Source organism: Pandoraea sp. PE-S2T-3 (genome assembly GCF_002179965.1).
Lineage (GTDB): Bacteria > Pseudomonadota > Gammaproteobacteria > Burkholderiales > Burkholderiaceae > Pandoraea.
The window spans coordinates 252,661-278,398 of sequence record NZ_NGUQ01000033.1 but is presented as its reverse complement, the minus strand read 5'-3'; the positions used below and the strand labels follow the sequence as shown (position 1 = coordinate 278,398).

The 25,738-nt window shown below is 59.9% G+C and carries 26 protein-coding genes and 1 pseudogene; 15 read left to right on the top strand and 12 right to left on the bottom strand.

Annotated elements, in window-relative coordinates; translation table 11 throughout:
- Positions 1-180 precede the first annotated feature (180 nt).
- Positions 181-768 carry a BPSL1445 family SYLF domain-containing lipoprotein gene (locus CDV46_RS20080; protein ID WP_087724530.1) on the top strand — a complete coding sequence of 196 codons (588 nt, stop codon included), beginning with the start codon at positions 181-183 and terminating at the stop codon, positions 766-768.
- A 58-nt stretch (positions 769-826) separates the two neighbouring features.
- Here the strand turns inward: CDV46_RS20080 and CDV46_RS27575 are convergent, their stop codons facing one another.
- From CDV46_RS27575 to CDV46_RS27210, 3 genes are all read right to left on the bottom strand, one after another.
- Complete coding sequence (locus CDV46_RS27575) at positions 827-1,039, bottom strand: hypothetical protein (RefSeq protein WP_087724528.1); 213 nt, start codon at positions 1,037-1,039, stop codon at positions 827-829.
- A gap of 61 nt (positions 1,040-1,100) precedes the next feature.
- Positions 1,101-1,529, bottom strand: coding sequence for a PRC-barrel domain-containing protein (locus CDV46_RS20070; protein ID WP_087724526.1), 429 nt, complete (start codon positions 1,527-1,529; stop codon positions 1,101-1,103).
- A 44-nt stretch (positions 1,530-1,573) separates the two neighbouring features.
- Positions 1,574-1,744, bottom strand: coding sequence for a hypothetical protein (locus tag CDV46_RS27210; protein ID WP_176399119.1), 171 nt, complete (start codon positions 1,742-1,744; stop codon positions 1,574-1,576).
- Positions 1,745-1,992: 248 nt separating this feature from the next.
- Here CDV46_RS27210 and CDV46_RS27460 point away from each other — a divergent pair, with 248 nt between their 5' ends.
- Complete coding sequence (locus CDV46_RS27460) at positions 1,993-2,538, top strand: Spy/CpxP family protein refolding chaperone (protein WP_254916137.1); 546 nt, start codon at positions 1,993-1,995, stop codon at positions 2,536-2,538.
- 343 nt (positions 2,539-2,881) lie between these two features.
- Positions 2,882-4,108: pseudogene (locus tag CDV46_RS20055) on the top strand (glucoamylase family protein); the annotation flags it as partial.
- A 16-nt stretch (positions 4,109-4,124) separates the two neighbouring features.
- Here the strand turns inward: CDV46_RS20055 and pgm are convergent.
- Genes pgm through gnd form a run of 4 tightly spaced genes read right to left on the bottom strand, consistent with a single transcriptional unit; the run spans position 4,125 to position 9,818 of the window.
- A complete protein-coding gene (pgm, locus tag CDV46_RS20050) occupies positions 4,125-5,861 on the bottom strand; it encodes a phosphoglucomutase (alpha-D-glucose-1,6-bisphosphate-dependent) (RefSeq protein ID WP_087724521.1) in 1,737 nt (578 codons plus the stop codon).
- A complete protein-coding gene (gene tkt, locus CDV46_RS20045) occupies positions 5,858-7,966 on the bottom strand; it encodes a transketolase (protein WP_087724519.1) in 2,109 nt (702 codons plus the stop codon). The genes pgm and tkt overlap by 4 nt, the downstream gene beginning before the upstream one ends.
- Positions 7,967-8,003: 37 nt before the next feature.
- Positions 8,004-8,720 carry an HAD family hydrolase gene (locus tag CDV46_RS20040; protein WP_441339344.1) on the bottom strand — a complete coding sequence of 239 codons (717 nt, stop codon included), beginning with the start codon at positions 8,718-8,720 and terminating at the stop codon, positions 8,004-8,006.
- Between the two features lie 45 nt (positions 8,721-8,765).
- Entirely contained in the window at positions 8,766-9,818 is a 1,053-nt protein-coding gene (gnd, locus tag CDV46_RS20035; RefSeq protein WP_087724516.1) for a phosphogluconate dehydrogenase (NAD(+)-dependent, decarboxylating), read from the bottom strand.
- Positions 9,819-10,091: 273 nt separating this feature from the next.
- Between gnd and CDV46_RS20030 the strand changes: the two genes are divergently transcribed.
- Complete coding sequence (locus tag CDV46_RS20030) at positions 10,092-10,250, top strand: DUF3309 domain-containing protein (protein WP_087724515.1); 159 nt, start codon at positions 10,092-10,094, stop codon at positions 10,248-10,250.
- Between the two features lie 126 nt (positions 10,251-10,376).
- On the top strand, positions 10,377-10,553 hold the full coding sequence (locus tag CDV46_RS20025) for a CsbD family protein (protein ID WP_087724512.1): 177 nt from the start codon (positions 10,377-10,379) through the stop codon (positions 10,551-10,553).
- A gap of 42 nt (positions 10,554-10,595) precedes the next feature.
- Here CDV46_RS20025 and tal read toward each other — a convergent pair whose 3' ends face one another.
- Positions 10,596-11,702, bottom strand: a complete 1,107-nt coding sequence (gene tal, locus CDV46_RS20020; protein WP_087724510.1) for a transaldolase — start codon at positions 11,700-11,702, stop codon at positions 10,596-10,598.
- A gap of 27 nt (positions 11,703-11,729) precedes the next feature.
- Positions 11,730-12,161, bottom strand: a complete 432-nt coding sequence (locus tag CDV46_RS20015) for a carboxypeptidase-like regulatory domain-containing protein (RefSeq protein ID WP_254916136.1) — start codon at positions 12,159-12,161, stop codon at positions 11,730-11,732.
- 619 nt (positions 12,162-12,780) lie between these two features.
- Between CDV46_RS20015 and CDV46_RS27205 the strand changes: the two genes are divergently transcribed.
- A complete protein-coding gene (locus CDV46_RS27205) occupies positions 12,781-12,936 on the top strand; it encodes a hypothetical protein (protein WP_176399131.1) in 156 nt (51 codons plus the stop codon).
- Positions 12,937-12,985: 49 nt separating this feature from the next.
- Positions 12,986-13,855, top strand: a complete 870-nt coding sequence (locus CDV46_RS20010; RefSeq protein WP_087724508.1) for a hypothetical protein — start codon at positions 12,986-12,988, stop codon at positions 13,853-13,855.
- A gap of 110 nt (positions 13,856-13,965) precedes the next feature.
- On the opposite strand, the gene CDV46_RS20005 is transcribed toward CDV46_RS20010, so the two are convergent.
- Positions 13,966-14,685: a Crp/Fnr family transcriptional regulator gene (locus CDV46_RS20005; protein ID WP_087724640.1), complete on the bottom strand. Its 720-nt coding sequence runs from the start codon at positions 14,683-14,685 to the stop codon at positions 13,966-13,968.
- Between the two features lie 1,265 nt (positions 14,686-15,950).
- Positions 15,951-17,234 carry an NRAMP family divalent metal transporter gene (locus CDV46_RS19995; protein ID WP_441339345.1) on the bottom strand — a complete coding sequence of 428 codons (1,284 nt, stop codon included), beginning with the start codon at positions 17,232-17,234 and terminating at the stop codon, positions 15,951-15,953.
- Between the two features lie 417 nt (positions 17,235-17,651).
- Here CDV46_RS19995 and CDV46_RS19990 point away from each other — a divergent pair, with 417 nt between their 5' ends.
- From CDV46_RS19990 to CDV46_RS19975, 4 genes are read left to right on the top strand one after another with little or no spacing between them, the layout of a single operon-like run.
- Entirely contained in the window at positions 17,652-18,737 is a 1,086-nt protein-coding gene (locus CDV46_RS19990) for an acyl-CoA dehydrogenase family protein (protein WP_140413433.1), read from the top strand.
- Positions 18,725-19,483 carry a PIG-L deacetylase family protein gene (locus CDV46_RS19985; RefSeq protein WP_087724504.1) on the top strand — a complete coding sequence of 253 codons (759 nt, stop codon included), beginning with the start codon at positions 18,725-18,727 and terminating at the stop codon, positions 19,481-19,483. The genes CDV46_RS19990 and CDV46_RS19985 overlap by 13 nt, the downstream gene beginning before the upstream one ends.
- A complete protein-coding gene (locus CDV46_RS19980; protein WP_087724502.1) occupies positions 19,480-20,064 on the top strand; it encodes a class I SAM-dependent methyltransferase in 585 nt (194 codons plus the stop codon). Before CDV46_RS19985 ends, CDV46_RS19980 begins: the two co-directional genes overlap by 4 nt.
- Positions 20,034-20,726 (top strand): glycosyltransferase, encoded by a 693-nt coding sequence (locus tag CDV46_RS19975; RefSeq protein WP_369597119.1) that lies wholly within the window; start codon positions 20,034-20,036, stop codon positions 20,724-20,726. The genes CDV46_RS19980 and CDV46_RS19975 overlap by 31 nt, the downstream gene beginning before the upstream one ends.
- Positions 20,727-20,762: 36 nt before the next feature.
- Here CDV46_RS19975 and CDV46_RS19970 read toward each other — a convergent pair whose 3' ends face one another.
- Positions 20,763-20,981 (bottom strand): glycine zipper 2TM domain-containing protein, encoded by a 219-nt coding sequence (locus CDV46_RS19970; protein WP_087724498.1) that lies wholly within the window; start codon positions 20,979-20,981, stop codon positions 20,763-20,765.
- 746 nt (positions 20,982-21,727) lie between these two features.
- Here CDV46_RS19970 and CDV46_RS27450 point away from each other — a divergent pair.
- From CDV46_RS27450 to zwf, 4 genes are all read left to right on the top strand, one after another.
- Positions 21,728-22,273, top strand: a complete 546-nt coding sequence (locus CDV46_RS27450) for a hypothetical protein (protein WP_254916135.1) — start codon at positions 21,728-21,730, stop codon at positions 22,271-22,273.
- Positions 22,191-23,096: a phospholipase D-like domain-containing protein gene (locus tag CDV46_RS19965; RefSeq protein ID WP_254916134.1), complete on the top strand. Its 906-nt coding sequence runs from the start codon at positions 22,191-22,193 to the stop codon at positions 23,094-23,096. The genes CDV46_RS27450 and CDV46_RS19965 overlap by 83 nt, the downstream gene beginning before the upstream one ends.
- Before the next feature lie 232 nt (positions 23,097-23,328).
- On the top strand, positions 23,329-23,631 hold the full coding sequence (locus CDV46_RS19960; protein ID WP_087724496.1) for a hypothetical protein: 303 nt from the start codon (positions 23,329-23,331) through the stop codon (positions 23,629-23,631).
- Positions 23,632-24,278: 647 nt separating this feature from the next.
- Positions 24,279-25,730 (top strand): glucose-6-phosphate dehydrogenase, encoded by a 1,452-nt coding sequence (gene zwf, locus CDV46_RS19955; RefSeq protein WP_254916133.1) that lies wholly within the window; start codon positions 24,279-24,281, stop codon positions 25,728-25,730.
- Positions 25,731-25,738 lie beyond the last annotated feature (8 nt).

Genomic DNA, 25,738 nt, shown 5'->3' with positions numbered 1-25,738 from the left:
TCAGCATGCGCGAACGCACTCCGCATGTCGGTCCGCTACCGAACCGAAGGTGTGCGTTGGGCGCCTCGCCCTTCAATGGTTTGATCATCGACGAATCTGTCGGACGTGTACGTTGACGTACCGTATCCGGACGCGCACGGGCATAACTTGAGCGAGTCACTCACGACAGAGGAGAGGGTCATGCAAAGACGAAAATTTATTTGGGGCACCTCAGGTTCGATGATGGTGCTTGGACTGGCGCTCTCTGGCTGCACGACGACCAGCCCAACAAGCGCCAGTGGGCAGCAGATGGACAAGCGTCACACGATTGATGCAGGCGTGGACTCGACGTTGACGCGACTCTACGCCACGGCCAACGGATCTCGCGAACTTGTGCGTAAAGCGCACGGGGTCTTGATCTTTCCGTCGGTCATGGATGCGGGATTTGTCGTGGGAGGTCAGTACGGCGAGGGATCGCTTCGCGTGGCGAATCAAACCGTGGGCTACTACAGCACGGTGACGGGATCGGTCGGCTGGCAGATCGGCGCGCAATCCAGAGCCATCGTGCTGCTCTTCATGACGCAGGAATCGCTCAATCGCTTCCGCAGTGCTGACGGCTGGTCGGCCGGTGGAGACGCGTCGGTCGCGGTGCTGAAGATCGGCGCAAACGGGAATGTCGATACCACGACGGCCAGTAGTCAGGTGAACGCGTTTGTTCTGACGAACAGTGGCCTGATGGCTGGGGTGTCGCTCGAAGGGACGAAGATCACGCGCATCAAAGCGCTGTGATACCCCACAATGCATCGAGCCCCCAAATGGGGGCTCGATTTGTGATTCGCCCGTCAAGTTACTGCGACGGCACTACCATCACCGTCCCGGGCGTAGTCGTGCCTCGCGGCCCCATGTCACCCTGCACACCTGTCGCGCCGGTGTCGCCGGTGTAGCCGGTATTCCCCATGTTGCCCGTTGCCCCCTGCGGTCCGGCAGGTCCGGCAGGTCCGGTACATGCGCCGAAGACGAGTACCGCCAACGCAGCGGCAATCAGCTTTGCATATTTCATGATCTAAGCCCTCAATTTGACGTCGGGTGCCTATCCGTCGGGATAAGCCGCGAAGATGGCACTACAGCGGGTCGGACGGACGGTAATAATCGTGGATCTCCTCGACCCACGCCTGATCCGCCATGTCCGGCCAGTGGTCCGGGTCAAATCCCGGTGCATCTTCCAGTCGCTCCTTGTCGACATCGAGAACAAAGCGCTTGTTCTCCGTATCGAGTTTCAGTGCCTGCCAGGGCACCGCAAACAGCTTTTTCCCGACGCCCAGGAAGCCGCCAAACGACAGTACGGCGTAACTGACCCGACCTGCGCGAACGTCGAGCATGATTTCCTTGATGTCGCCCAAGGCTTCACCGTGCTCGTTGCACACGCTGTTGCCAACGAGCGTGTCTGCGCCCATCAAGCTGGGGCCGGGCCCCTGCGCGGTGCTCGGGCCCGGGCTCGTCGCCGCGCGCGTCTTGTACATTCCGTACGTATCGCGATCTTCGTAGTTCATATTGCGTTCTCCACTCAGTTCACCAGACCTTTCGGCATGGCGCTTTACTCGTCGGAAAGCTGTACCAGCGCTGCCGTCTCGCCAGGCGTGGCTACGTTGACAAGCTTGTTTCTCGCACCGCAGTCGGGGCAATCGAAGTAGAAGCCGAGATCGTTGACTTCCGGGCTCATCTCCGGAAAGTCGCTCACCTCGCCGCAGGTTCTGCACGTGAACATGAGACTCTCCCTATCGTCCTCGCGACGGCACCATGCCAGCCTTCCAGGCTGACGAACATGCCCACTCAAGGGCCGTAACTGCCGCTTGCACCTAATTCACCGGCAGCATGTTGCAGAGGTTAGGGGAGAGCGCCCGTCACGTCTGTCCGATAGCGAACAGTCGTTGATACGGGTTGAAAGCGGCGAATGGTCCGCCAGCGAACAGACACCTCGGCGTTGCGGGGGGATAACTGACTGACCAATCGAACGTGATTGCCGTCATTCACGGGCTGACCGCGCAAATTGTCGCCGCCCCATCTTTGAGAAAGACCATGAAACTCCAGAACACTTCGACGCAACTTCACGTCGTACGCGCACTTGAAGTTCTGATTGTTGCCGGCTTCGCCGTCATGTGCACGCCATCGGGTGCCGCCCCGGCCATGAATAGCCCCACGGGCGCCCATGCAATGAAGACGGCGGCGCGCACGCCTGTCGAAACGCGCATCAGCAGTCTGCATACGCGGCTGCAGATCACTTCGGCGCAAGAGTCCCTGTGGCTACCCGTTGCGCAGATCATGCGGGACAACGCCAACACGATGCAGACGTTGCTGCACGCACGCAATGACGGGGCGAGCCATATGAGCGCCACCGACGACTTGCATTCGTACGGCCAGATTGCCGAGGCTCATGCCGATGGCATCAAGAAACTGACGCCCGCGTTCGAGTCGCTATACAACAGCATGTCCGACGTACAGAAACACAATGCCGACCAGATCTTCCGTAGCGAAGGTCATCACGTGGGCCGTAAGAGCTGAGCGCACAGGAGTCAATGATGAAATCCTCATTAACACGAAGACATGCCGCGACGGCCGTCGGGGTGACGCTCGGTTTTGCGTTGGTGATCCTGTGCGCGTTTGCACCGGGGGCCGCGAGTGCGGAGCCGCAACATCACGACGCTCACCAGAGCGTGAGACATGACGTCCGGCACGATACGTACCGGCGCAGTGAATCGCGTCACTACGATGGCTACCGTGACGGCTACGCGTATGGACCTCCCCCTGTGGTGTACGCACCGCAGACATCGCCGGGCATCAGCCTTTTTCTGCCCCTTCAGTTTCGATAACGCGTGAGTGATCCAACGAGCCGAAGGCGACGTTCATGCTCCTGACGATGGAGGCCGACCTGTTGTCGCTTCAGGCCGAAACCTTCGACTACTTTCTGCACGAGTCGGACGACGTGACCGGGCTGGTGATCGACAAAACACAGCCTGGCTGGCCCGCCAGCATTGCCGCCACGGGGCTGGCATTGGCCGCCTATCCGGTCGGCGTCGAGCGCGGGCTGATGTCGCGTGCCGCAGCCGTGGAGCGAACCCTCAAGACCTTGAGGTTCTTCTGGAACAGTCATCAGGGGCCCGAGCCTGACGCCACGGGCTATCGCGGCTTCTACTATCACTTTCTCGACATGCGTTCCGGGCGACGTGTCTGGCAATGTGAACTCTCGACCGTTGACTCCACATTCCTGCTGGCCGGCATGCTCACGGCCGGTATCTATTTCGACGGCCAGACGGACGACGAGAAAGCCATCCGGGAGTTAGCCGATGCGCTATACCAGCGCGCTGACTGGGCCTGGTTCCTGAACGGGGGAGAGACAGTCACTCATGGGTGGCGTCCGGAAAATGGGTTCATCCCATACCGCTGGGAGGGGTACGACGAGGCGCTGCTGCTCTATATCCTGGGTCTGGCTTCGCCGACCCATCCGCTACCTCCGAGCAGCTATACGGTCTGGGCTTCGACGTATGAGTGGAAGCACTGCTACGGCTTCGACTATCTCTACGCCGGGCCGCTATTTACCCACCAGTTGTCCCACATCTGGGTCGACTTTCGGGGCATACAGGACGCCGCCATGCGCGCGCGGAACATGGATTATTTCGAGAACAGCCGCCGCGCGACTTACGTGCAGCGCCAATACGGCATCGTCAACCCGCTGCAATACGACGGCTATGGGGAGTGCTGCTGGGGGATCACTGCGAGCGACGGTCCCGGCCCCGACCTCATCAAGATCAATGGCGTGAGCCGAAAATTCTACGATTACCTTGGGCGGGGCGTTCCGTTCGGCCCCGACGATGGGACGCTAGCGCCCTGGGCTGTCGTCGCGTCGTTGCCGTTCGCGCCCGAGATCGTACTACCGGTAATGGAGCATTTTCTACACGGCGCCAAACTGACGAAATCTAATCCGTATGGCTTCAAATCAACATTCAACACGACCTACCCGAACCCAGACGGAAGCGCCGGCGGGTGGACGTCGCCGTGGCACTACGGTCTTAATCAGGGGCCCATTGTGCTCATGATCGAGAATCACCTGAGCGGCTTGCCATGGAAGTTGATGCGTCACTGCCCATACATCACGAAGGGCCTGCTTCAGGCGGGCTTTCAGGGCGGCTCGTTGTGGCGGGTGTGGATGCTGCGTCGCGCAGCGCTTCGTCGACGATGGCTTGCGCTTCGCCCAGCAACTGCTGCAGGTGGTGCTCTCCCTGAAAACTCTCACCGTATATCTTGTAGATCGGCTCGGTCCCCGACGGACGGGCAGCGAACCAGCCATGATCGGTCACGACTTTCAAGCCGCCTATCGGCGCGTCGTTACCGGGTGCCTGCGTCAGAATCGCGTTGATCGGCTCTCCGGCGAGTCGTTTCGAGCGCACCTTGTCAGCCGTCAATGCGGCGAGCGCAGCCTGCTGCGCTGGCGTCGCCATCGCCTCGCGCCGGGCTTCGACCGGTGAGCCCAAGGCGTGCGTGAGTGTCCGGTAAAGCGCCCCGGGATCCTGGCCAGTGCGCGCCATCATCTCGCCTGCCAGCAGCGCGGGAATCAGACCATCCTTGTCGGTGGTCCAGACAGTGCCATCACGGCGCAGGAAACACGTGCCCGCGCTTTCCTCGCCGGCCACTGCCAATGAGCTGTCGAGCAGTCCTTCGGCGAACCATTTGAATCCGACGGGTACCTCGTAAAGACGCCGGCCGAGTTTTGATGCAAGGCGATCGATCAACTGGCTGCCGACCACGGTCTTGCCAATGGCGGCCTCGGGTCGCCATTCGGGGCGGTGCTCCAGCAGATACTCGACGGTGGCGGCGAAGTAGTGATTGGGCGGAAGCAAGCCCGCGCCCGGCGTCACGATACCGTGCCGATCGTGATCGGTGTCGCAGGCGAAGGCGACGTCGAACGCGTCTTTCTGCGCGATCAGTCCCTGCATGGCAAAAGCCGAGGAGGGGTCCATGCGAATGCGACCGTCCCAATCGGCGGTCATGAAACCGAATGTCGGATCCATGGTCGTGCGGGTTATCGTCAGATTGAGTCGATACCGATCGGCAATCGCCGGCCAATAGTGCACGCCAGCGCCGCCCAGCGGGTCAACGCCCATGTGAATACCCGAGGCGCGCAGCAAGTCCATATCGATCACGTTGTGCAGGTCGTCGACATACGTATTCAGGAAGTCATAGGGGTGCGTCGTGGAGGCCCGCATGGCCTGCTCCAAGCTGACCCGAGGCATCGTCCCCAGTCCGCCCCGCAGCAGTTCGTTGGCTTGCGCTTCGATCCAGTCGGTCACAGCAGACTCTGCCGGGCCGCCGTGTGGTGGGTTGTACTTGAATCCGCCGTTGTCGGGAGGGTTGTGCGATGGCGTAATGACGACACCGTCGGCGAACCCGGTCGTGCGGCCCTGGTTGTACGTGAGAATGGCATGCGATACCGCAGGTGTTGGCGTGTATTCGCCGCCCGTCGAGATCATCACCTCGAGGCCGTTGCCCGCGAAAACCTGCATGGCCGTCGCAAAGGCCGGCTCGGACAAGGCGTGCGTATCGATGCCGACAAATATCGGACCTGCAATGCCATGCCGTTGGCGGTAGCGACAGATGGCCTGGCAGATGGCGAGAATGTGGGCTTCGTTGAACGTCGTCAGAAACGACGAACCCCGATGGCCGGAGGTGCCGAAAGCGACCCGCTGCGCCGCGATGCCCGGGTCGGGTGTGTTGCAGTAGTACGCCGTCACCAGTCGCGAGACATTGACCAGCATGTCCGGAGACAAGCGTTTTCCGGCATAGGGGCTAACCGATGGGGTATCCGACGTCTGCTGGTTGGGTTCGTTCATGGCATTTCCCCGCGCGGCTTGGTGCCGTGGCGCATGAGTTGCGCCTTGGCCGCTGAGACGATATGTGGCACGTCGAAGCCGAAATGACGTGCCAGCGCTTCGCGCGGTGCCGACATGCCGAACGTGTGCAACCCGAGAATGGCGCCTTCGTGTCCGACATAGCGCTCCCACCCGAAGGTGGACGCTTCTTCGACGGCCACCCGCGCGGCGACCGAGGGCGGCAGGATGTGATCTCGATAGGCCAACGACTGGCTTTCGAATATTTCCCACGATGGCATGCTGATAACCCGGGCGAAAATGCCCTCACGTGTCAGTTCATCGTAAGCCGCAGCACACAACGCCACTTCGCTGCCGGTGGCTAGCAACAATACATCCGGCGTGCCGTCATCGACGTCCATTTCCTCAAAGGCATCGATCAGGACGTACGCACCGCGTGCGACACCTGCGGCACTACCGTAACGACTTCGGTCGAGAGTGGGCACCGCCTGCCGCGTCAAGAGCACGCAGACTGGCCCGCGTTTGAGTCTCATGATGAAGCGCCACGCTTCGACCACCTCATTGGCATCTGCCGGACGCAGTACGGTCATGCCCGGCATGGCGCGCAGCGACGCAAGCTGTTCGACCGGCTGGTGCGTCGGCCCGTCTTCGCCGAGGCTGATGGAATCATGCGTCCAGAGCGTGATGAGCGGCAACTCCATCATCGCGCCCAGCCGAAGTGCCGCCCGGCAATAATCGGTGAAGATCAGGAAGCTGGCAACGAACGGTCGTAACGACGACAGGCTCATGCCGCTGGCGATCGCGCACATGGCATGTTCGCGCACGCCAAAGTGAAAGTTCCGGCCTCGATAGTCGCCGCCGGCGTCAGCGTCGGGGCTTTGAAAGTCGCCAGCAAAATCAAACGTGAGGCGAGTGAGCGTCGATGGCGACAGGTCGGCTGCACCGCCCAGCAGCCAAGGCACCCGTGCGGCGAGGGCATTAAGGACCTGCCCCGATGCGGCCCGGGTCGAAAGACCCGCCGTGGCGGGCGCGAATTCGGGCAACGCAGTTTCCCACTCGGCAGGCAACTCGCGCGCTTGCATCTGTTCGAGCGCTTGGGCCAGATCGGGATATTGGGCCCGGTACTCAGCAAAAAGCTCGAGCCAACGGGTATAGGCATCGCGCCCCCGTCGGCCGAAGCCTTTGTACAAATGCGCTGTTACGCCATCGGGCACGTCGAATTGTTGGTCGGGATCACTGCCGAAGAATTCTTTGGCAAGGCGTACCTCAGCCACGCCGAGCGGTTCGCCGTGGGCCTCGCGTGTATCCTGCCGATGCGGAGCGCCATAGCCGATATGGCTTTGCACGATGACGAGCGTCGGGGCGTCGCGGGTGTCGAGGAAGCCCTGATAGGCACGCGTCAATTGCGCGAGATCATTGGCATCGCTCACGCGCTCGATGTGCCAGCCATAAGCGGCAAAACGTGCGCCCACATCCTCGGTGAACGCCAGGCGGGTGGTGCCCTCGATCGTGATGTGATTGTCGTCGTAAATCCAGCACAGATTGGCCAGCTTGAGATGACCGGCGAGCGATGCCGCCTCCGCACCCAGTCCCTCCATCATGTCGCCATCGCCACAAAGCGCGTAGACGTTGTATTCGAATAGCGGAAATCCCGGACGATCGAAATTAGCGCTCAACCATTGCCGCGCCACGGCCATGCCAACGCTCGTCGCAATGCCTTGCCCGAGCGGCCCGGTCGTCGTCTCCACCCCCGTTGTCCATCCGTACTCGGGGTGCCCGGTGCACCGGCTTCCGGCCTGACGGAATGATTTCAGATCATCCATCGACACGGCCAATTCGTCGGCCTCGTCATCGGACTTGACGCCGCACAAGTGCAGCAAGCTGTACAGCAGCGCGCAGGCATGTCCATTCGACAAGACGAAACGATCCCGCCCAGGCCAGTGCGGATGCGCCGGATCGTACCGAAGAAACCGTTGCCACAAGCAGTAAGTTGTCGGCGCGGCATCCATCGGCGTGCCGGGGTGCCCGGACTGCGCCTTCTGCACCGCGTCGATCGACAAGACGCGTAGGGTATTGATGCACAACTGGTCAAGGTCGCCTGATTGCATCACTGACAACTCCATCGAATAGTGCAACGATTGGCTGCTATGCCCTCTGACCGACAAAAAGGGGGGCGGACTGCGCATCCGGCGGTGTGAACGTCTGATTGAGAAGATCGCCGATGCGCTCAAGTGTGATGTCAGGGGACCTGTACTGATGCACGCCGGCGTCGTCGAGCGCGTAGTGCCCCTGACGAGGAAACACCGTCGTCAGGCGCTCACCCCATGCCTCTTTCATGATCGACAGCAAGCGAAGCTTGTCGTCCACCATGACGTAGCGGCGTGCCGGAAAGTCCGCCTCGATGGCGTCGATCATGCGCTCTTTGTGAACATAAACGAGGACTCGGCCCTCGACGGCGTCCCATAGGCCTGAGCGCTGAATCTTGCGCGGCTGAAACACGGCGTCACCGTCGGAGACGATGACGGTCGTCCCTCGGCGGTTCAGATGGGCGATGACCGCCAGCGCATCGGGGTACAACAGCGTCGCGAATGGATAGTCCAGCAGGTACGCGGACACGAACAACATTCGCGGATCGTGGATGTCGGCAAAGCGAAAGCACTGGAGTGCGCTGAGGTAATCGACATACCCGAGCTGTACCCGCAGTGATTCGAGGATCGAGAAGAAGTGATCGCGCAGAGTGTCGCCGAACTGCTCCGCCATGTGCTGCTTCAGTGCCAGCAGAAAGTGATCGTTGTCGAGCAGGGTATTGTCGACATCCAGCATGAAAACGATGTTATGTTGCACCTTCATCATTTGCCTCATTCGGTAACTCGGATGTCTTTTGACGCTTCGCTGCCCGTGCGCCGCTTACGCGTCGTGAGGTGTCGTCGGCTCCGCAACGCCCAGATGGCCGCCAAACGCATAGCGCATGGCTGACAGGAGTTGATCGGCGAAATCGGATTGTCCTCGGGAGCTGAAACGCGCATAGAGTGCGGCGCTCAGCACAGGTGCGGGGACGGCTTCGTCGATCGCGGCCTCCACGGACCAGCGGCCCTCGCCTGAATCCGACACGTGCGCGGAGAACCGCGCTAGCGTGGGGTCGCCGCGCAAGACGCCGGCCACTTGGCCAAGCAGCCAGGAATCGATCACGCTGCCGTGTCGCCAGACTTCGGCAATATCGGCAAGGTTGAACGTGTACTGGTAATACTCGGGATGTCGCAAGGGGGTGACTTCGGCGTTGGCTTCGTGTTTCTGTGTGCCGATGTTTGCGGACTTCAGGATGTTCAGCCCCTCCGAGTAGGCGGCCATCATGCCGTACTCGATGCCGTTGTGGATCATCTTCACGAAATGGCCGGCACCATGGAGTCCGCAATACAGATAACCGGACTCCGCGGTCGCCGTGTCGAGATCCATTTTGCGGCCGATGCCGGCGGGTTTGAGCGTCGCCTCGGTGTCTGCACCGGGCGCGAGGGCAGCGAAGAGCGGGTCGAGGTAGACCGCCACATCCACTTCGCCCCCGATCATCAGACAGTACCCGCGCGCAAGACCCGCAATCCCTCCGCTGGTGCCGACATCGATGAAATGAATCCCCTTGGCGCCCAGTTCGGCACTGCGTCGCATGTCGTCTCGATAGTAGGAGTTGCCGCCGTCGATGACGATATCGCCTGGCGCCAACCGCGGAGCGAGATCCGCGAGCTCCGCTTCGACGGCGCTTGCCGGCACCATCAACCAGAGGATTCTGGGGGCCTTCAGGATGGACATCATCTCGTCGAGCGAGGCGGCACCTGTCGCCCCCTCTTGCTGCAGCGTATCGATCGCCGCCGGCTGAACATCGTGCACGACACACTGGTGACCGTGCCGCATCAGGCGGCGCGCTAGATCGGCCCCCATGCGTCCTAATCCAATCATGCCAAGTTGCATGGTTTGCTCCGTTTGGTCGGTGGGTGAGGGGCGACGAAAAGCGCGACGTCGTTCATTCGACATTAAAAGCGTTTGCCGGGCAGTTCTGTCCACTACCGGACAGAAACGGGGCGCTTCGACCTCGAATCACGGTGTCATCCGAGGTGTTTTCGATACCGAACGACTTATGTGTGCTGTCTACGTACGCCACCGAACCGACATCGCGCCGCCCGGCGGACTACCTTGCGGGTGAGCGTGAAGAAGTCTTCATCTCACCGACGCAGGGAGTAAATCATGTCTTTAGGAATTGTGGTGCTGATTGTTTTGGCGCTCCTGTTGGTAGGGGCGTTCCCGGCCTGGTCATACAACTCGGGTTGGGGATATGCGCCGAGCGGGGCGGTGGGATTGATACTCGCCGTGGTGATTGTTCTGCTCTTGATGGGGCGATTATGAGACGCGCAACGCAGGGGATGCTCGACGACGTAAATCGGCGCGTGAGGTATGCCGTCACGAAGGCGCACGACACCCGAGCCCCGGTCAAGGGACTCAATTTTTCATCTACCGAGAACGTTAAACATCATGAACAAAGATCAGGTGAAAGGCCGGGCCAAGGAAGCCGCCGGCAAAATCAAAGAGGTCACCGGTAAGGTGGTCGGCAACAAACAGATGGAGGTCGACGGCAAACTCGAGAAGAACGCCGGGAAGGTTCGGTCTGTCGTGGGCGATGCCCTCCACGATCTAAAGAAGGCGAAGTAGGAGCAGCTCCCCTCACAGGGGGCTTTTCGCCCGAAGGTGGGTTCAAGGTTTCCCTCCAGCGACCGAGTTCAGGTGCCGCTCGGGCATGCGTTTTCCGGCGATGACTTGCATGAGTTCGGCCCAAGCCTGGCGAAATGCCTCTATGCCCTCGCGTTGAAGGCGTGCGGCGAGCGCCGCAACGTCGATGCCGGCGTGCGCAAAGTCGGCGAGCACCGGGTCGGCGTTGCCACCGTCCTCGCGCATAACGCTGATCAGTTCGCCTCGCGTCGCGAATGACAGTAGTGTTCCCTCGGGCACGGTGTCGATGGTGTCCGGCGCGGCAAGCGCTTCAACGTAATAGCTGGGTGAGAGTTCCCGACTCTTCACGCCCGTGCTGGCCCACAACAGGCGTTGGGGACTCGCACCGGCCTCGGCCAATTCCCGCCACATCGGATGCAACATGCGCTCACGGTAGGTGCCATACGTCTGTTTGGCGACGGCAACGCCGAGTCGATTGCGCAAACCGAACGGCACCTCGCCAGTCACCGCAGTGTCCCAACGACTGATGAAGAGCGATGCCACGGACGCCACACGCAGATCAAGCCGTGCATCACGCCTGCGGGCCAGGCCCCGCCAATAGGCGTTTGCCGCCTCGACGTATTGTTCGCGGGAGAAGAGGAGCGTGACGTTGACCGGCACGCCGGCAAAGATCGCTTCTTCGATCGCTACGATGCCGATTGTCGTGCCGGGAATCTTGATGAAGAGATTGGGGCAATGCGCGCTTGCGTGAAGGGTTTTGGCCGCCGCCACCGTTCCGACAGCATCTTCGGTCAGCCGAGGGGACACTTCGAGCGAGACCCACCCGTCTACACCTTTGCTGCGTCGATGCGCCGGGAGGAATAGTTCGGCAGCCTGCGTCAGATCCTTGATGGCTAGCGAGAAAAACAGCGATTCGTCGGAGAGACTTGTGGCATGGGCCTTGGCGATATCGATGTCGTAGGCCGCGGTGTCGCGGATCGCCTTGAGAAAAATGCTCGGATTCGATGTCAAGCCCGTGACGTGGTATTCATCTCGATAACGGGCCAATGTCCCGTCTTCAAGCAAGCCTCGCGTAAAGTCGTCGAGCCAGAGACTCTGCCCGAGCGCCTTCAATTTCAGAGTGGCATTCATGAAACCTCACCGAATGTGTCGGAGATGTTATCGGGACCAAAGAAAGGTCTGATGCACATGGGAGCGGCTCGAGACATTGACGGCATGCTTTTCCATGACGCCCTCGTAGCTCGCGGTAACCGTATAACGCCCGTCCGGAAGCGAGGCCAGCATAAATGGCCCATCGGACTGCGTCGCCAGAATCATGTTTCCGCGTTTATCTGAAATCGTCACGGCGATATCCGAGAGATATTCGTTGCCGTTGGCTGCTGTCCTGCTGACGAAGGTCAGAACGAGCGGGTACTTGTGCATGACATCTTTGATGGCAACGGATTGCTCGAGCCCGATTCCCCCTGACAGATATGTCACCGTCCCGGATTGCTGTGTCGGCGGCAGGGTGACTTCTGCCGACATTGCCGCGCTCGCGCTCAATGCCAGCCCAATGGCCGCGCACCGTCGCAAAATGTATTGATGTTTCATATCGATCTCCCTAGGCGCCGAATACCTGCTCGGCGCTATCCGCTGCACCCGATTCGCATTTGCCTATCGAATCGACACGGCGCTCGGTTACCGATCTCACGTTACACGGCACAAGCGCACTGATGCGGTACGTCAGCGTACCGATCTATCGACACGCTTCAGGCTGTGACGGCGCTTGCGCACCGCGAGATCAAGCGAATTCTGCACGCGCCGCATCATGCGAAATTTCTATATCTTCATGTGCGATACCGGACGGACGTCGCGTCGCTCCGATAGGCAAAGTGTCCGTGATGGCAGGCCCGGGCCGCGGGCATAAAGGCAAATTTGAGTCTACGGAGAGGGTTATGACACCTAGCCAGCTAAGAGATCGAATCAGAGAGTTGGAAGAGAAATTCCTCCGTATCAAGGCGGAGTTCCTCCAGGTCGCGAATACACAACAAGGCGCTCCCCGGGACAAGGGTGAGTCGGCCACATCAGGCGAAACTGGCGAAATCAGGGAGGATCTCACTAGGGACCGTTAGGAAAATCGGATATCCGACGATGCGTGTCGAGTTGTGTACACGGAACGCGTTTGTACCGATGACTTCGGCACAGGCGTCGATCCCGGAGGGAGGCAGCCATGAAAGCTGTTCGAAGTTTGCTGTTGATGCTCGTTGTCGTTACGCTGGGCGGTTGTTGGTGGGGGCCCGGCCCCGGTTACGATCATGGCGGAGGGTATGGCCGCAGCGGTTACGACCGCGACGGCGGCCAGTGGCACGATCGATCGGTGAAGTGACAATGTAATGCGCGAGAATGATCGTGAATGACGCGAGAAAGGAGACAACATGCGTGACCTACTTATTGCGGCCGCCGTGCTGCTTTGCCCGGTGATATCAGCACAGGCACAGGTCGGCGTGAGCATCGCGTCCCCCGGTGTCAGTATCGGCATCGATTTGCAAGCCTATCCGACGCTGGTTCAAGTGCCGGACTATCCGGTCTATTACGCGCCTCAACTGGGTTCCAACTACTTCTTCTACGATGGCCAGTACTGGGTATACGAGGGGGACAATTGGTATACAAGTGCTTGGTACAACGGGCCGTGGCTGGTGGTGTTGCCGACGGCTGTTCCTTTGTTCATCCTGCGTATTCCGGTGCGGTATTACCGACACCCACCCGGCTATTTCAATGGCTGGGCGAGCGATGCTCCGCCGCATTGGGGGCAGCATTGGGGGCCGCAATGGGAGACACAGCGCCGCGGGTGGGACCAGTGGAGTCATCGTGACGTGCCGCGTCCGGCGCCGTTGCCGATGTACCAGCAGCAGTACTCGGGCGCTCGCTATCCACATTCGGTCGCGCAACAGAATTCGTTGCGTGCCCAAAACAACGCTGAGTCGTCACGTACCGGACAGTATTCCGCCTCCGGTGATCCGGGTAACGGGCGTGTTGAATCCCAGGCGCCGCGCCAGTCGCGAGCGAACGGCCAACCGTCACCGCAGTTGCAACAGGGCACGCAGGCGCATCAACGCACGCTGCAACCGGAGCCGCAGCGACAACCCCAACCCGGCATGCAAGCCCCCCGTGGCGAGCCTGTACAAGCGCAGCGCCCACAGCATGGTCAACCCGCGCCCGAACAACACGGGCAGGAGCAACGGGGAGGGCAGCAAAGCAGAGGAGAGGAGGGACGAGAGGGCGGTCACGGTGATTCGCAGCGCTAAATCTGCCGGCGGCGGATACGTGCCGTTCGCGGGCCTGCACGAGTGAGATGTCTTAGCAACAACGCTCGGCGAGGCTCGCGTTGACGTTTCCGCCAGCCGTGAGGCGGGAGTCAAATAGCCTGAATATCGGGAAGTAAGCGATCGAACTCACGCTTTACCACGCTGTAGCACTCACAAACCCGCTTTTCGATACCGGCTCGGTCCAGCACCTCGATATGTCCATGGCTGTAACGGATAAGCCCGGCGGTCTGAAGCTTTAACGCGGCCTCGGTGACGCCGGATCTCCGTACGCCCAACATGTTGGCAATTAGCTCCTGCGTCATCCGTAACTCGCTGGATGGCAGGCGATCAAGGCTTAACAGCAGCCACCGGCATAACTGCTGGTCAATCGAGTGGTGGCGGTTACATACGGCGGTTTGCGCCATTTGCGTAATCAATGCTTGTGTATAGCGCAATAGCAATCGCTGCATGGGGCCGGCGCGCTTGAACTCTTCTTTGAGCAGGCGCGCACTCAGCCGATAGGCGTATCCAGCGCTTTGCACGATCGCTCGACTCGGCGTGGTTTCGCCGCCCATGAACAGCGCAATGCCGACGACCCCTTCTTTGCCTACGATGGCAATCTCGGCCGAAGAGCCGTCCTCCATCACATAAAGCAATGAAATGATGGCGGTGGTTGGAAAATACACGTGATCCAGGCGGTCGCCGGACTCATAGATGACCTTGCCAAGCGGCAATTCGATCAGGGTTAACTCGGGTGCCGTTCGTCCCCATTCGTCGTCCGGGAAGACGGACAACAGATCGTTGGCGCTTTTATTCGGTTGCGCAAACATGTCTTGCTCCTTCATGCCCTGAATTCGGACACGAGCGCGCCTGAATCGCTGCGCAATGAATGCATTCAGTGAATCGGTGGCGCCACCATGACTGAACGAGACTCCGCTTGGCAGGGCTCTACGGCGGTTACTCTGAGCCGTTGACTTACAGCGGCCTTCGTTCCAATTTTTTTCCACCAATTTGGAAGTGTCAAGCCCGCACTGCCTGGCGTTAATTGGCAATTCATTCATGTGTGAATGAAAAACTCAGAGTGCTGATGCGTCGAGTTGATCGTCCGCCTTCCTCCTCCCAAACACGAACTGCCGCCTGATACAGATCCCGCTCCTGCCTGATCAGAGAAAGCCGCGTCTCGCGGATTGTGAGATGCAGGGCGATCATTCGCTTGCTTAAGTGTTTGTGGTCTCTCATGGTCCTTGTCCGCGCCCGTAATTTTCAGGCCTTGATATGAATGAATTCACGTCCTGAGTTTCCATCGCGCTATTGACGATAACCACAACGGCAATGAGGGTCGGTACGTGAGCGTACGAACCAAGGCGTGCCGGACATCATCTTGTTCGTGTGTCTGATATCGAACAGACAACGATGTTGGCGTTCAACAATACTTTAATTAGCGCGTACCGCACTTGCGTTACGCGCTTCGGTGTGCAGATCATAGCGGAGGTCATATGAAATACGCCCCTTACCGAGAGTGGGAGCTATCTCCACTCTATAAATTTACGGACCCTTTGCGAAATGCAGCCATGATCGCCGAAATTCGGCGTGCCGAAGCTCGCGAACATGATGCGGGTTTTTCATCTGCGGTCGACGGCGTTCCGAATTCCCTTGCGCGGTCCTCGTGTCCCGCCCGCACGGTGAAACGTTGCTGACCGACTGGATTCGATGGCTCTACTATCCACCCGCCGGGACACGCTCCGATAACCGAACGCCTCGTGGCCCGCGCATCGCGGGCCACTCATGGCTAGCATCGGGGTTCGCACCCGCAAGATCGCCGTCATAGTGACGGACGGCGTGAATGGAAAAACGGCAATGATGGCGGCCCAAGCCTTGATGGCGAAGAGCGCGGTAGTCCGCTTGGTCGGCCCCCACATCGGGCTGATGCAGTCCGAGAGCGGAGACACTCTCGATGTGGATTCCTCAACGACTCGCTCGCCACCGAAATCGTCTGCGTTCTGCGATACCGGCGCCATCGCTTCATGACAAGAGGCCTCCCATCGAAGCGCATCGCGGACGAATTCCTAATGCAATCTGATGAGGAGCAGGCTTCTCAGTGTCCCCACGTAGCGAACATCATCACGACGGCGCAAGCCATTACGCCGGTGGCTAGCCACCCAAGCGCCTTCAGCCTCAGATTGATCGTGAATTTCCCCATCACATCCGATCTCGCCGCGATGAGCATCACGATCGCCATGATCGGGACCGCAATGACACCGTTGACGACAGCGCTCCAGAAGAGGGCTTTTATCGGGTCGATGGGCGTGAAATTCAGTGCCACGCCGAGCAGCGTCGCCAGCGTCAATATCATGTAGAAGCCTCGTGCTTGCAAGACTTCGCGCCCCAAGCCAATGCGCCACTGGAAAGCTTCAGCGACTGCGTAAGCCGACGAACCCGCGAGTACGGGTACGGCCAACAGACCGCATCCGATAATCCCGGCGGAAAACAGCAGGAAAGCAAATTCTCCGGCCAGTGGCCGAAGCGCCGCCGCCGCCTGCGCCGAGGTCTGAATATCTCTGACGCCATGCTGATTCAGCGTGACCGCCGCCGTCAGGATGATGAAGAAGGCGATCACATTCGAGAACGCCATGCCGACATAGGTGTCGAGTCTGATACGTTTCAAATTTCGCCATGCCTGCGATGGGGCTTTGGTCAATGGTTCCTGCCCTGCTGTCGCGCGCTGGACCTCCACCTCCTGAGACGCCTGCCAGAAGAACATATACGGACTGATGGTCGTGCCAAATACCGCGACTACGGCAACGATATAGCCAACGTTGAATGACACTTCGGGTAGTAGCGTCCGATACAACACGGTTCCCCACGAAATCGTGACGCTGAAGACGGTCGCGACGTAGGCGAGCAACGCGAGCGTGAGCACCTTGAGAATCGGGGCATAGCGGGGAAACGGTATGAAAGCCTGCAAGGCTAGCGAAACCACGCCGAAAGCCACCGCATACCAGACAGCCGGGCCGCCAATGAGCAACTTCAGAGCAGCGCCCATCGCTCCGACATCTGCTGCGATGTTGATGGTGTTCGCCACAAGAAGAAGCCCGACGAGGGAATAGAGCATCCACGCGGGGTAGTGCTTGCGAATGTTTGCCGCAATGCCGTCGCCGGTCACGCGTCCGATTTGCGCGCTCACGATTTGAATACCGATCATGAGCGGATACGTGATAAGGGCCGTCCATAACAAGCCATAGCCGAATGCCGCGCCCACCTGCGAATAAGTGGCGATTCCACTTGGGTCATCATCTGCCGCGCCAGTAATCAGGCCGGGGCCCAGCTTTTCCCACAGCGTTTGATTCTGATGGAGTGCAATGCGATCGGAGGGCACGATATTCGTAGCGAGAGAGACGGATCGGTTGTCTGCGTCACGTTAGCTGCGTCTCGCGATCAAGTCGGTACGCTATCGGACAAGGCCCGAGCCGACTCCCGCTCGGCGTCTATCGACATTACCCGAATGACAGTCGACGGTGCTTTGTACGCTAGCGAACGGACTTGTATCTCGCAAATCCTTATTACTTTGGCTTGACGTCAACTGTCTTATTCGGACGGCCTTTCTGACGCATGCGTTCAATGCGCGCCAAGACGAAGCGCTGACTCACCGAAGTCGACGACACATCGCGCAAGATCCGCCGGCTCGCGACGTTGTGAAACCGAAAATCAGCCCGCGATCGTCATGAACTGGCTTAACGAACGTAACGCGTTGAGCAATTCACGCCTTACGTCATAACGTCCGGAAAGGAAGCTCGTCATGAGTGCCGTAACGAGAAGGGCGGCGAAACAGGAAAGCGATTGCGTTGCGCCGGTCCAGACGCCGAACTTTACCGTTGCGGGCCTGATCGCCCGCCTGAATGCACTGGATTACCCGAGCGATCCCTATGCGTCGCTTGGCTCGCTGATCGACGCGGGATATGACGACATCCCGCTGCCCGGTGCAGGAAATACGCTCAAGCGATGGCAGGTGCTCGCAGCGGTCGCACGACGTGATCTGACGCTCGCCAAGCTTTTCGAGAGTCACACCGACGCGCTGGCTATCCTGAACGAGTTGAGACGCGAAGGCCACACTGTCCCCGACGGGTTGCTGGCCGTCTGGTGTGCAGAACCGCCTGACAAGCGGGTGTTCATGTCACATTTGCCCGGTGGTGCGCACGACGTGCAGATTTCCGGGGTCAAGGCCTGGTGTTCAGGCGCCGCCCACGTGCACCACGCCGTCGTCAGTGTTCGTGACGAGGCTGATCTTTCCTGCCTTGTTGCAGTGGAAATGAATCAGCCCGGCGTGCATGTCACGCAAGACGGCTGGCATGCGGTCGGAATGGCCAGCACTGCGAGTGTGGACGTCGTCTTTGAAGACGCCGTAGGTTCAATGATCGGCAGCCCTGGTGCTTACGTTGATCGGCCCGGATTTGCGCATGGCGCGGCCGGCATCGCCGCATGTTGGTACGGCGGGGCAAGCGCGATTGCCGATCATGTCCGCAAGACATTGCGACGCCGGCCCGACGACCCGCACGCCCTCGCGCATCTGGGCGCGATCGACATCGCACTGACACAGGCGAGGGGCGTGCTGTGCACGGCTGCGGCAGCCATCGACGCATGTCCTCGAAACGCGTGTGCGCATGCGGTAAGTCGCGCCCGCTTGGCCGTCGAAGCCGCTGCGGAAGCGGTTCTCCTGCATGCGTCGCGTGCGGTGGGCGCTGCACCGATGTGCAAGGACATTCGCTTTGCCCGCATGATGGCGGACCTTCCCGTGTTCATCCGGCAAAGCCATGCGGAACGGGATCTCGCCGCCCACGGACTCGCCGTGGCGCAGCGCACAGAGGAGGAGCCATGGACACTCTGACCAAGCGGGACATCGCAGGCGAAGGCACACCTGAATTCGTCTGGCGGGATTGGATGCAGCGGCATCCGCTACCCGAGCGCAATGTCGCGGAACTTGCACAGGGCAGTCGCACGGTTCACATCGTCGCGCCACATCCGGATGACGAGATATTGGGGTGTGCGGGAATCATGCGGCAGCTATCGCGGCAGGGCACGGCGATTCGCGTTTGGGCGGTCACAGACGGCGAAACCAGTCATCCCGGATCACGACGATGGTTGCCCGATGTGCTCGTGCGCACGCGCACGTGGGAGAGCGAACTGGCATTGCGTCTGCTATCCGTATCGGTACGCCGCGATCGATTGAAGATCCCGGATGGGCGCGTGGCCTGCCATGAGCGCGCGCTAGAGGAGGCACTGGCCGCTGCACTCGAAGCCGGCGATACCGTCATCGCGCCGTGGCGACTGGATGGTCATCCTGACCATGAAGCCGCTGCCCGTGTCAGCCTTCGGGCGGCCGCCGCAAGGCAGTGCCGATTCCTTGAAGTGCCGATTTGGGGTTGGCATTGGGCAGATCCGAGAAGGGGCGATTTCCCGAACTACCGCGCGCTTGCCATTCCCATGGATGAAGACGACCAGCACGCCAAGGCTCACGCGATCCAGGCATTTCATAGTCAGTTGGTGGGAGATCCTGACACCGGCGCGCCGCCCATTCTGAGCAGATTCGTACTGCTCAGGCTGCAACGGTCTTTCGAGGTCGTCTTTCAATGACCGATTTCGAATCGATGTACCGGGACGATCTAGACCCATGGTCTGCGGGCATCTCCTGGTACGAACGCCGCAAACGGACCATGCTGATGGCGTCGCTGCCACACGAGGGATATCACCACGCACTCGAACTGGGCTGCGGTACAGGCCACGCCACACGATTGCTGGCATTACGTTGCGCGACTGTGCGGGCCGTCGATATTTCCCCGACAGCGATCGCCGAGTGCAGCCGCGTATTGGCTCAGGACGGCACCTCGAACGTTCAGTTGGAGGGACTTTGCCTGCCCGATGCATGGCCGAGCATGACGGATGAATCCGTTGATCTCGTTATCGTCTCTGAACTTTCGTATTACTTCTCCGACAAGGATCTTGAGACATTCGTCACTCGCTGTCTGCAATCGCTGGCGATCGACGGAGATTGGGTCATGTGCCACTGCAAAACGATATTTCACGACAGGCAGCAGACGACTGAGCAGATACGTCGATCGATGGAGCGTCTCGTCGGCATCGAGCGGATCGTCACGCACGACGACGCGGGCTTCGGCCTGGATGTATGGCGCAAGTACCGGGCGAGTCCAGGATGATCGGCGTATGCATTCCTGCCCATAACGAACAGAACGACATCGGTCTGTGTCTGGCGGCTATCGCGCGGGCGGCGTCTCACCCGGATTTGCTGGACGAGCGGGTGAAAACCGTCGTCGTACTGGACGCCTGTACCGACCTAACAGACCAAGTCGTGCGCGCCTGGCCCGTCACTCGGCTGAACAAGAATTATCGCAATGTCGGTCTGGCTCGAGCGGCAGGCGCTCGTTACCTGCTCGCTTCAGGCGCTCGCTGGCTCGCGTTCACGGATGCGGACACGGTGGTGTCCGACGCATGGCTGGTACATCAACTCTCGTTGCGTGCATCGGTCGTCTGCGGCACGGTCAGCATTGCTAACTGGGCCTGCGACGGGCCACACGCTGCGCGCGCGCAAGCAAGCTTTCTGGCGCATTACCAGGATAGAGACGGGCATCGGCATGTGCACGGCGCCAACCTGGGTATGGATGCGTTGGTCTATCAGCGTCTCGGAGGATTCGATTCGTTAGCTTGTAGCGAGGATCAGGCGCTGGTGGACAAACTGGAGCGCGCGGGTGTCACTATCGCGTGGACGGCTTTACCCCGGGTCGTGACGAGTGCGCGGCTGTACTCCCGGGTCGAGGGTGGGTTCGCCACCGCCCTGCGGCAGGCGTGGGTGGCGGATTAGGCCCATTTCGCTGGACTTCCCTCCCAATCCATGCCGCTATTTGCCGATCACATTACCGACGACTCCGCCGACAACGGCGCCCCCGACGGTGCCGACAGCACTCCCGCCGGTCAGCACGGCACCTGCCACCCCGCCCACGCCTGCACCGACAGCGGTATCCGTGCCGCGCCGCGACATCCCTGCGCATCCGCTCAAACTTGCCGTGATCACAAGAACGGAAAATCCCAGAAACAACATACGTTTGGCATTGTTCATTTGGCTATCCTCCCGGCACTTTCGCCTGAATGGCGAATGTGTCCGATCTCCTTCGCCAGCCCCCTCAGGGAGTTCGAACGGAGAAATGGTGAACTGTTGGAGTGTCGATGGTGGCCTGAGGCGAGTCATCAGCACAGTGCTTTCAGCGTCCATGAGACAGATCTGCCATCTCACTGCCTGCAGGCACTTCTGCAGAGCTTTGTGCGTCGTTGCCATCGCCGCGCTCGAAGCGATGGCTTCATGGCGAATCTCCCTGAGTCGCTCGCGCTACTGCTCGGCGGTGAGGCAAACCGAACATGCCCGCCCGATATTTGAAGACAGACACACTCAACCCGGATGGCTGAGAGTTCCACAATGCGCGATCCGGCACGGTCAATCGGTTCGGTAGCCGACGCGGGAGGAGAGAAAAGGACTAGGTCGTGAGTTGCACGGGATCATGGTGGTCGGAGTGAAATTCAGACGACGCGGTTCGCTACCGGACAGAAACCGGCGCGCAATGGATTAGCGTCAGAGAATCAGGGTAAGTGAGGCGAGAACAGGGCAGCGGCTCGGCCACCCCCGCTTGGGGAGCTCAACATGTGGACTTGCAGAGCCTGTGGCGAAGTATTCGTCGACTCAGAGACTGATCCCGCGATCCGCCATTCGGGGGAGTTTTACTTCACGTGTCCAAACTGCGGCGGTAACAACGATCTGGTGAATACCTCACCCCCCGGCGAGGTGGCCATACTCGTGCAGTTAAACGACGTATGACGCCACTCCTGCCGTCTCTTTCACGAGGTCTTGTCGCCGTATGCTTCGTGCTCGTTTGCGCGATGATGGCCGATTGCGCCACATTGCCCGACACCGACCAATTGGGCGGACGCTATTCGCTCCAGACTGCGCGCATCAATGACACCCTCGGACCGGTGTCGGCCAAGCGTAGCGCAGCCATCATCGATTCTCTGAAAAAGAAGTCCGGTGACATCGACATCTTGGATCGGCAGATTGCGCTGGAGCAGGACATTGACGACAATCCGCTCGTTCTTGGCAACCGCGTGACGTTGCTCGAAGACGGACCGCAGACCTACCAAGCCATGTTCAAAGTCATTGCGGCAGCCAAGGATCACGTCAATCTCGAGTCCTTTATCATTTCGGACGACGATACCGGAAAGCAATTTGCAGATTTGCTGATATCGCGTCAACGGCAGGGCGTTCAGATCAACGTCATTTATGACGCAGCGGGGGGCAATCGGAACGCCCCATGCCTATTTCGATCGTCTGACGCAGGCGGGCATCGCCGTTCTGCAATTTAAGCCGATCAATCCGCTAGCGCTGCGTATCGGATGGGCCCCCAACCATCGAGACCATCGAAAACTACTGATCGTCGACGGCAAGGTGGCGTTCGTGGGTGGCATCAACATCAGTAGCGTCTATGCCAGTGGCTCATCGATTCGGCGATCGCAGGAAAGCCCTTCGGAAGCTACGGGGTGGCGCGACACAGATGTACAGGTGGAGGGGCCCGCTGTGGCTGCATTCCAGCGGCTGTTCATGCAGACGTGGCAAAAGCAGGACGGCTCCCCCATGGCGCCTCGCGACTATTTTCCGATGCTCACGCCTCAGGGCTCGGAAATTGTGCGCGTTATCGGCAGCACGCCCGACGACCGTTTCAGCGTGATGTACGTCACCTTGATTTCCGCCATCGCCAATGCGCAACGGCAGGTGTATCTCACTAATGCGTATTTCGTGCCCGACGCTCAATTGCTCACGGCGTTGATTGACGCGGCTGCGCGAGGTGTCGACGTGCAACTGATTCTGCCTGCGCACTCCGATTCGAAGTTGGCGTTTTACGCGGGACGAGCGAATTACGACGCGCTGCTTGCCGGTGGCGTCAGGGTGTACGAACGACGCGGCTCACTGCTGCACGCCAAAACGGCGTTGATCGATAGTGTTTGGGCGTGCGTCGGATCCAGTAATCTGGACTGGCGAAGTGCGCTCGACAACGACGAGATCAACGCGGAAATCCTTGGCCGGGGTTTTGGGAAAACCATGCAGGAGGCATTTGCGAAAGATATGGCGGCTTCCGACGAGATGACATTGACACAATGGCGTAAGCGCGCGTGGTGGCTTCGTGTGTAGGAGTGGAACGCGACGCGATGGGGACGCTTGCTCTAGGCCGACTGGGCGCGTGCCGTCGCGCTGAGCCTCAGTGATTCGAACGGCGAAGCGATGGACGCTGGTAAGACGCCATCACCCGTGCTTCGCGAGGTACTTGGTCTGGTATCGCACCGACGCAGTCATCGGAAGTCGTCATTGTTCAAGTTGTGAAGCATCACAATCACGTCATGTTTCGCGTCTCACGGAGTGCAGCATGGAAAAGTCGGCAAAACTTGAAGGAAGCCAGGTTGGCGAGGAGCGCGAATCGTCGGCGAATGGCGCACCGTTCAAACGCGAAACCCTGACGTTGAAGAAACTCAACGACGCGCAGGGCAGAGATCACCCCTTGGAGCATTCGGTTACGCATGCCATTCCTGACATCGACGCATCGGACAAAGTGGATACGTCGGCAGGAAGCGAAGAGACGCCTGAGTTCGGAGAAATTTGGGAGAGCGAGGGAGGGAATGTGCACCGGGTATCCGATACTGCCCAGACAATCCGACGCGAGGATGCCTGAATGATTGCGTCGGCGCCTCGTCTCGACGGACCCGTAGTGCCGTAGCAAATCGCATCGAAAAACGCCCAGGCCCGCTGCTTGTGTGCCTGGGCGATGGGCGTTTGTCAGGACTCTATAGGAAGGTCAAGATCAAGAACGCCCCCTTCGCCGGTATCCGAGAAATACGGCCAGGAATAAGACGACGATGGCGAGGGCTACGAGCCAGAGGATGCTATTCATGATTTACCTTCAATCCGCGACTGCCGCGGCAATCGAATTGTGATCCACTATTCCTTCGTTTGGACGATAAATCTGTACGGTAGTGATCGCATACGTGCGTCTTGCGATTGAGCCGCAACGGACTGGCCGTCCCGGTGATCGTGGGCGTCGTCATCTCGAAGCTATAGGCTGGCGCCGCGCCGGCGATACCCATGATCACCGATTCGCTCAGTCGACTGAAACTGGACGTGCGAGAGCTCGCCTAACGTAACGGGCGACCGGTCTATGCAATTAGGTACGGCTTTCGTGCGGTAGCGAACGGTTCCAACCGATGTTCCGTCGTACTTTTATGAGGAAGCGTGCAGCGCTCTGCGCCCGCTTCAGCGCGCGCGATCAAGGCGATTTCGCCAACCGCGTGCTGTTGTCCATGTGACATGAGTTCGGTGGCCGTGTCGAACTCGATCCTGCTTCACCAAAGACGAAGCCCTGATATGCATGACGCCCCATCCCACGCGTCGGCTGAGCCATCGGATGCGCTAGTGGTGTTCGGTGCCACCGGTGATCTCGCCGACAAAATGATCTTTCCGGCACTCTATGCCATGTGCAAGGGCGGCGTACTGAACGAGCCCGTCATCGGCGTAGCCTCCTCGTCCTGGACGCTCGAGCAATTGCGCGCCCATGCTCAGCAAAGCATCGAGCGCGCGGGAGCCGTAGATGATGCGTCTGCACTTGCCCGACTGCTCTCGCAGCTTCAATACGTCAGCGGCGATTACCAAGATGCAGACACCTACACCAAACTCAAACAGGCGCTCAACGGTGCCCGGCGGCCAGCACATTATCTGGCCATTCCCCCCACGCTGTTTGCCACTGTCATCCAAGGGCTGAGCAAGGCGGGATTGACTGAGCAGGGGCGTGTCATCGTCGAGAAGCCGTTCGGTCGTGACCTGGCTTCGGCGCGCGAACTCAACCGGGTCGCGTCCGATGCCTTTCCCAGCGAGGCGATCTTCCGCATTGATCATTTTCTGGGCAAGGGCGCGATTATGAACATTCTTTATTTTCGCTTCGCCAATGCCTTTCTCGAACCCATCTGGAATCACCAGCATGTGGCCAGTGTGCAAATCACTCTGGCCGAGGACTTCGGCGTCTTGGGACGGGGGAGGTTTTACGAGAGCGCCGGTTGCCTGCGCGACGTCGTCGAGAACCATCTCTTCCAGATCACCGCCCTGCTGGCGATGGAGCCGCCGATAAGGCGCGATTTCGCGGCCGTCAACGGCGAGAGACTGAGCATCTTCAAGGCGATGCATCCCTTGCATCCGACAGACCTGGTGCGCGGGCAATACGCAGGTTATCGCGATGAGCCCGAGGTCGCAAAAGACTCGGATGTCGAAACCTATTGCGCCATGCGCCTGCACATCAACTCCAAACGCTGGGCGGGCGTGCCATGGTATTTGCGGGCTGGCAAGCAACTGCCCGTGACTCGTTGCGAGGTGCTGGTTCGACTGCAACCGCCGTCCCAGGCACTGTTCGCAGACGCCGTGGGGCGCGGCGTGCAGACCAATCACCTGCGCTTCGAGCTGTCGCCGGCGTCGGCGATCGCGCTGGCCGTGCGCGTCAAACGGCCAGGTAGGGGCTATGAGGGCGACCAACGCGAGCTGATCCTGGTCGAAGATGAAACGGACGAAGAAACACCTTACGAGCGCCTGCTCACGGACGCCATGTCTGGCGACAACGCCTTGTTTACCAGTGAAGAAACCGTGGAGGCTGCCTGGGCGGTGGTCGAGCCGGTGCTCTTCGAACACCCGCGAGCCTTGGTCTACCCAATTGGCAGTTGGGGGCCAGACGCGGCCGACCGCCTGATGGCAGAGCACGGTGGCTGGCACAACGCCGAAGCGGTGCGGTGACGCCATGA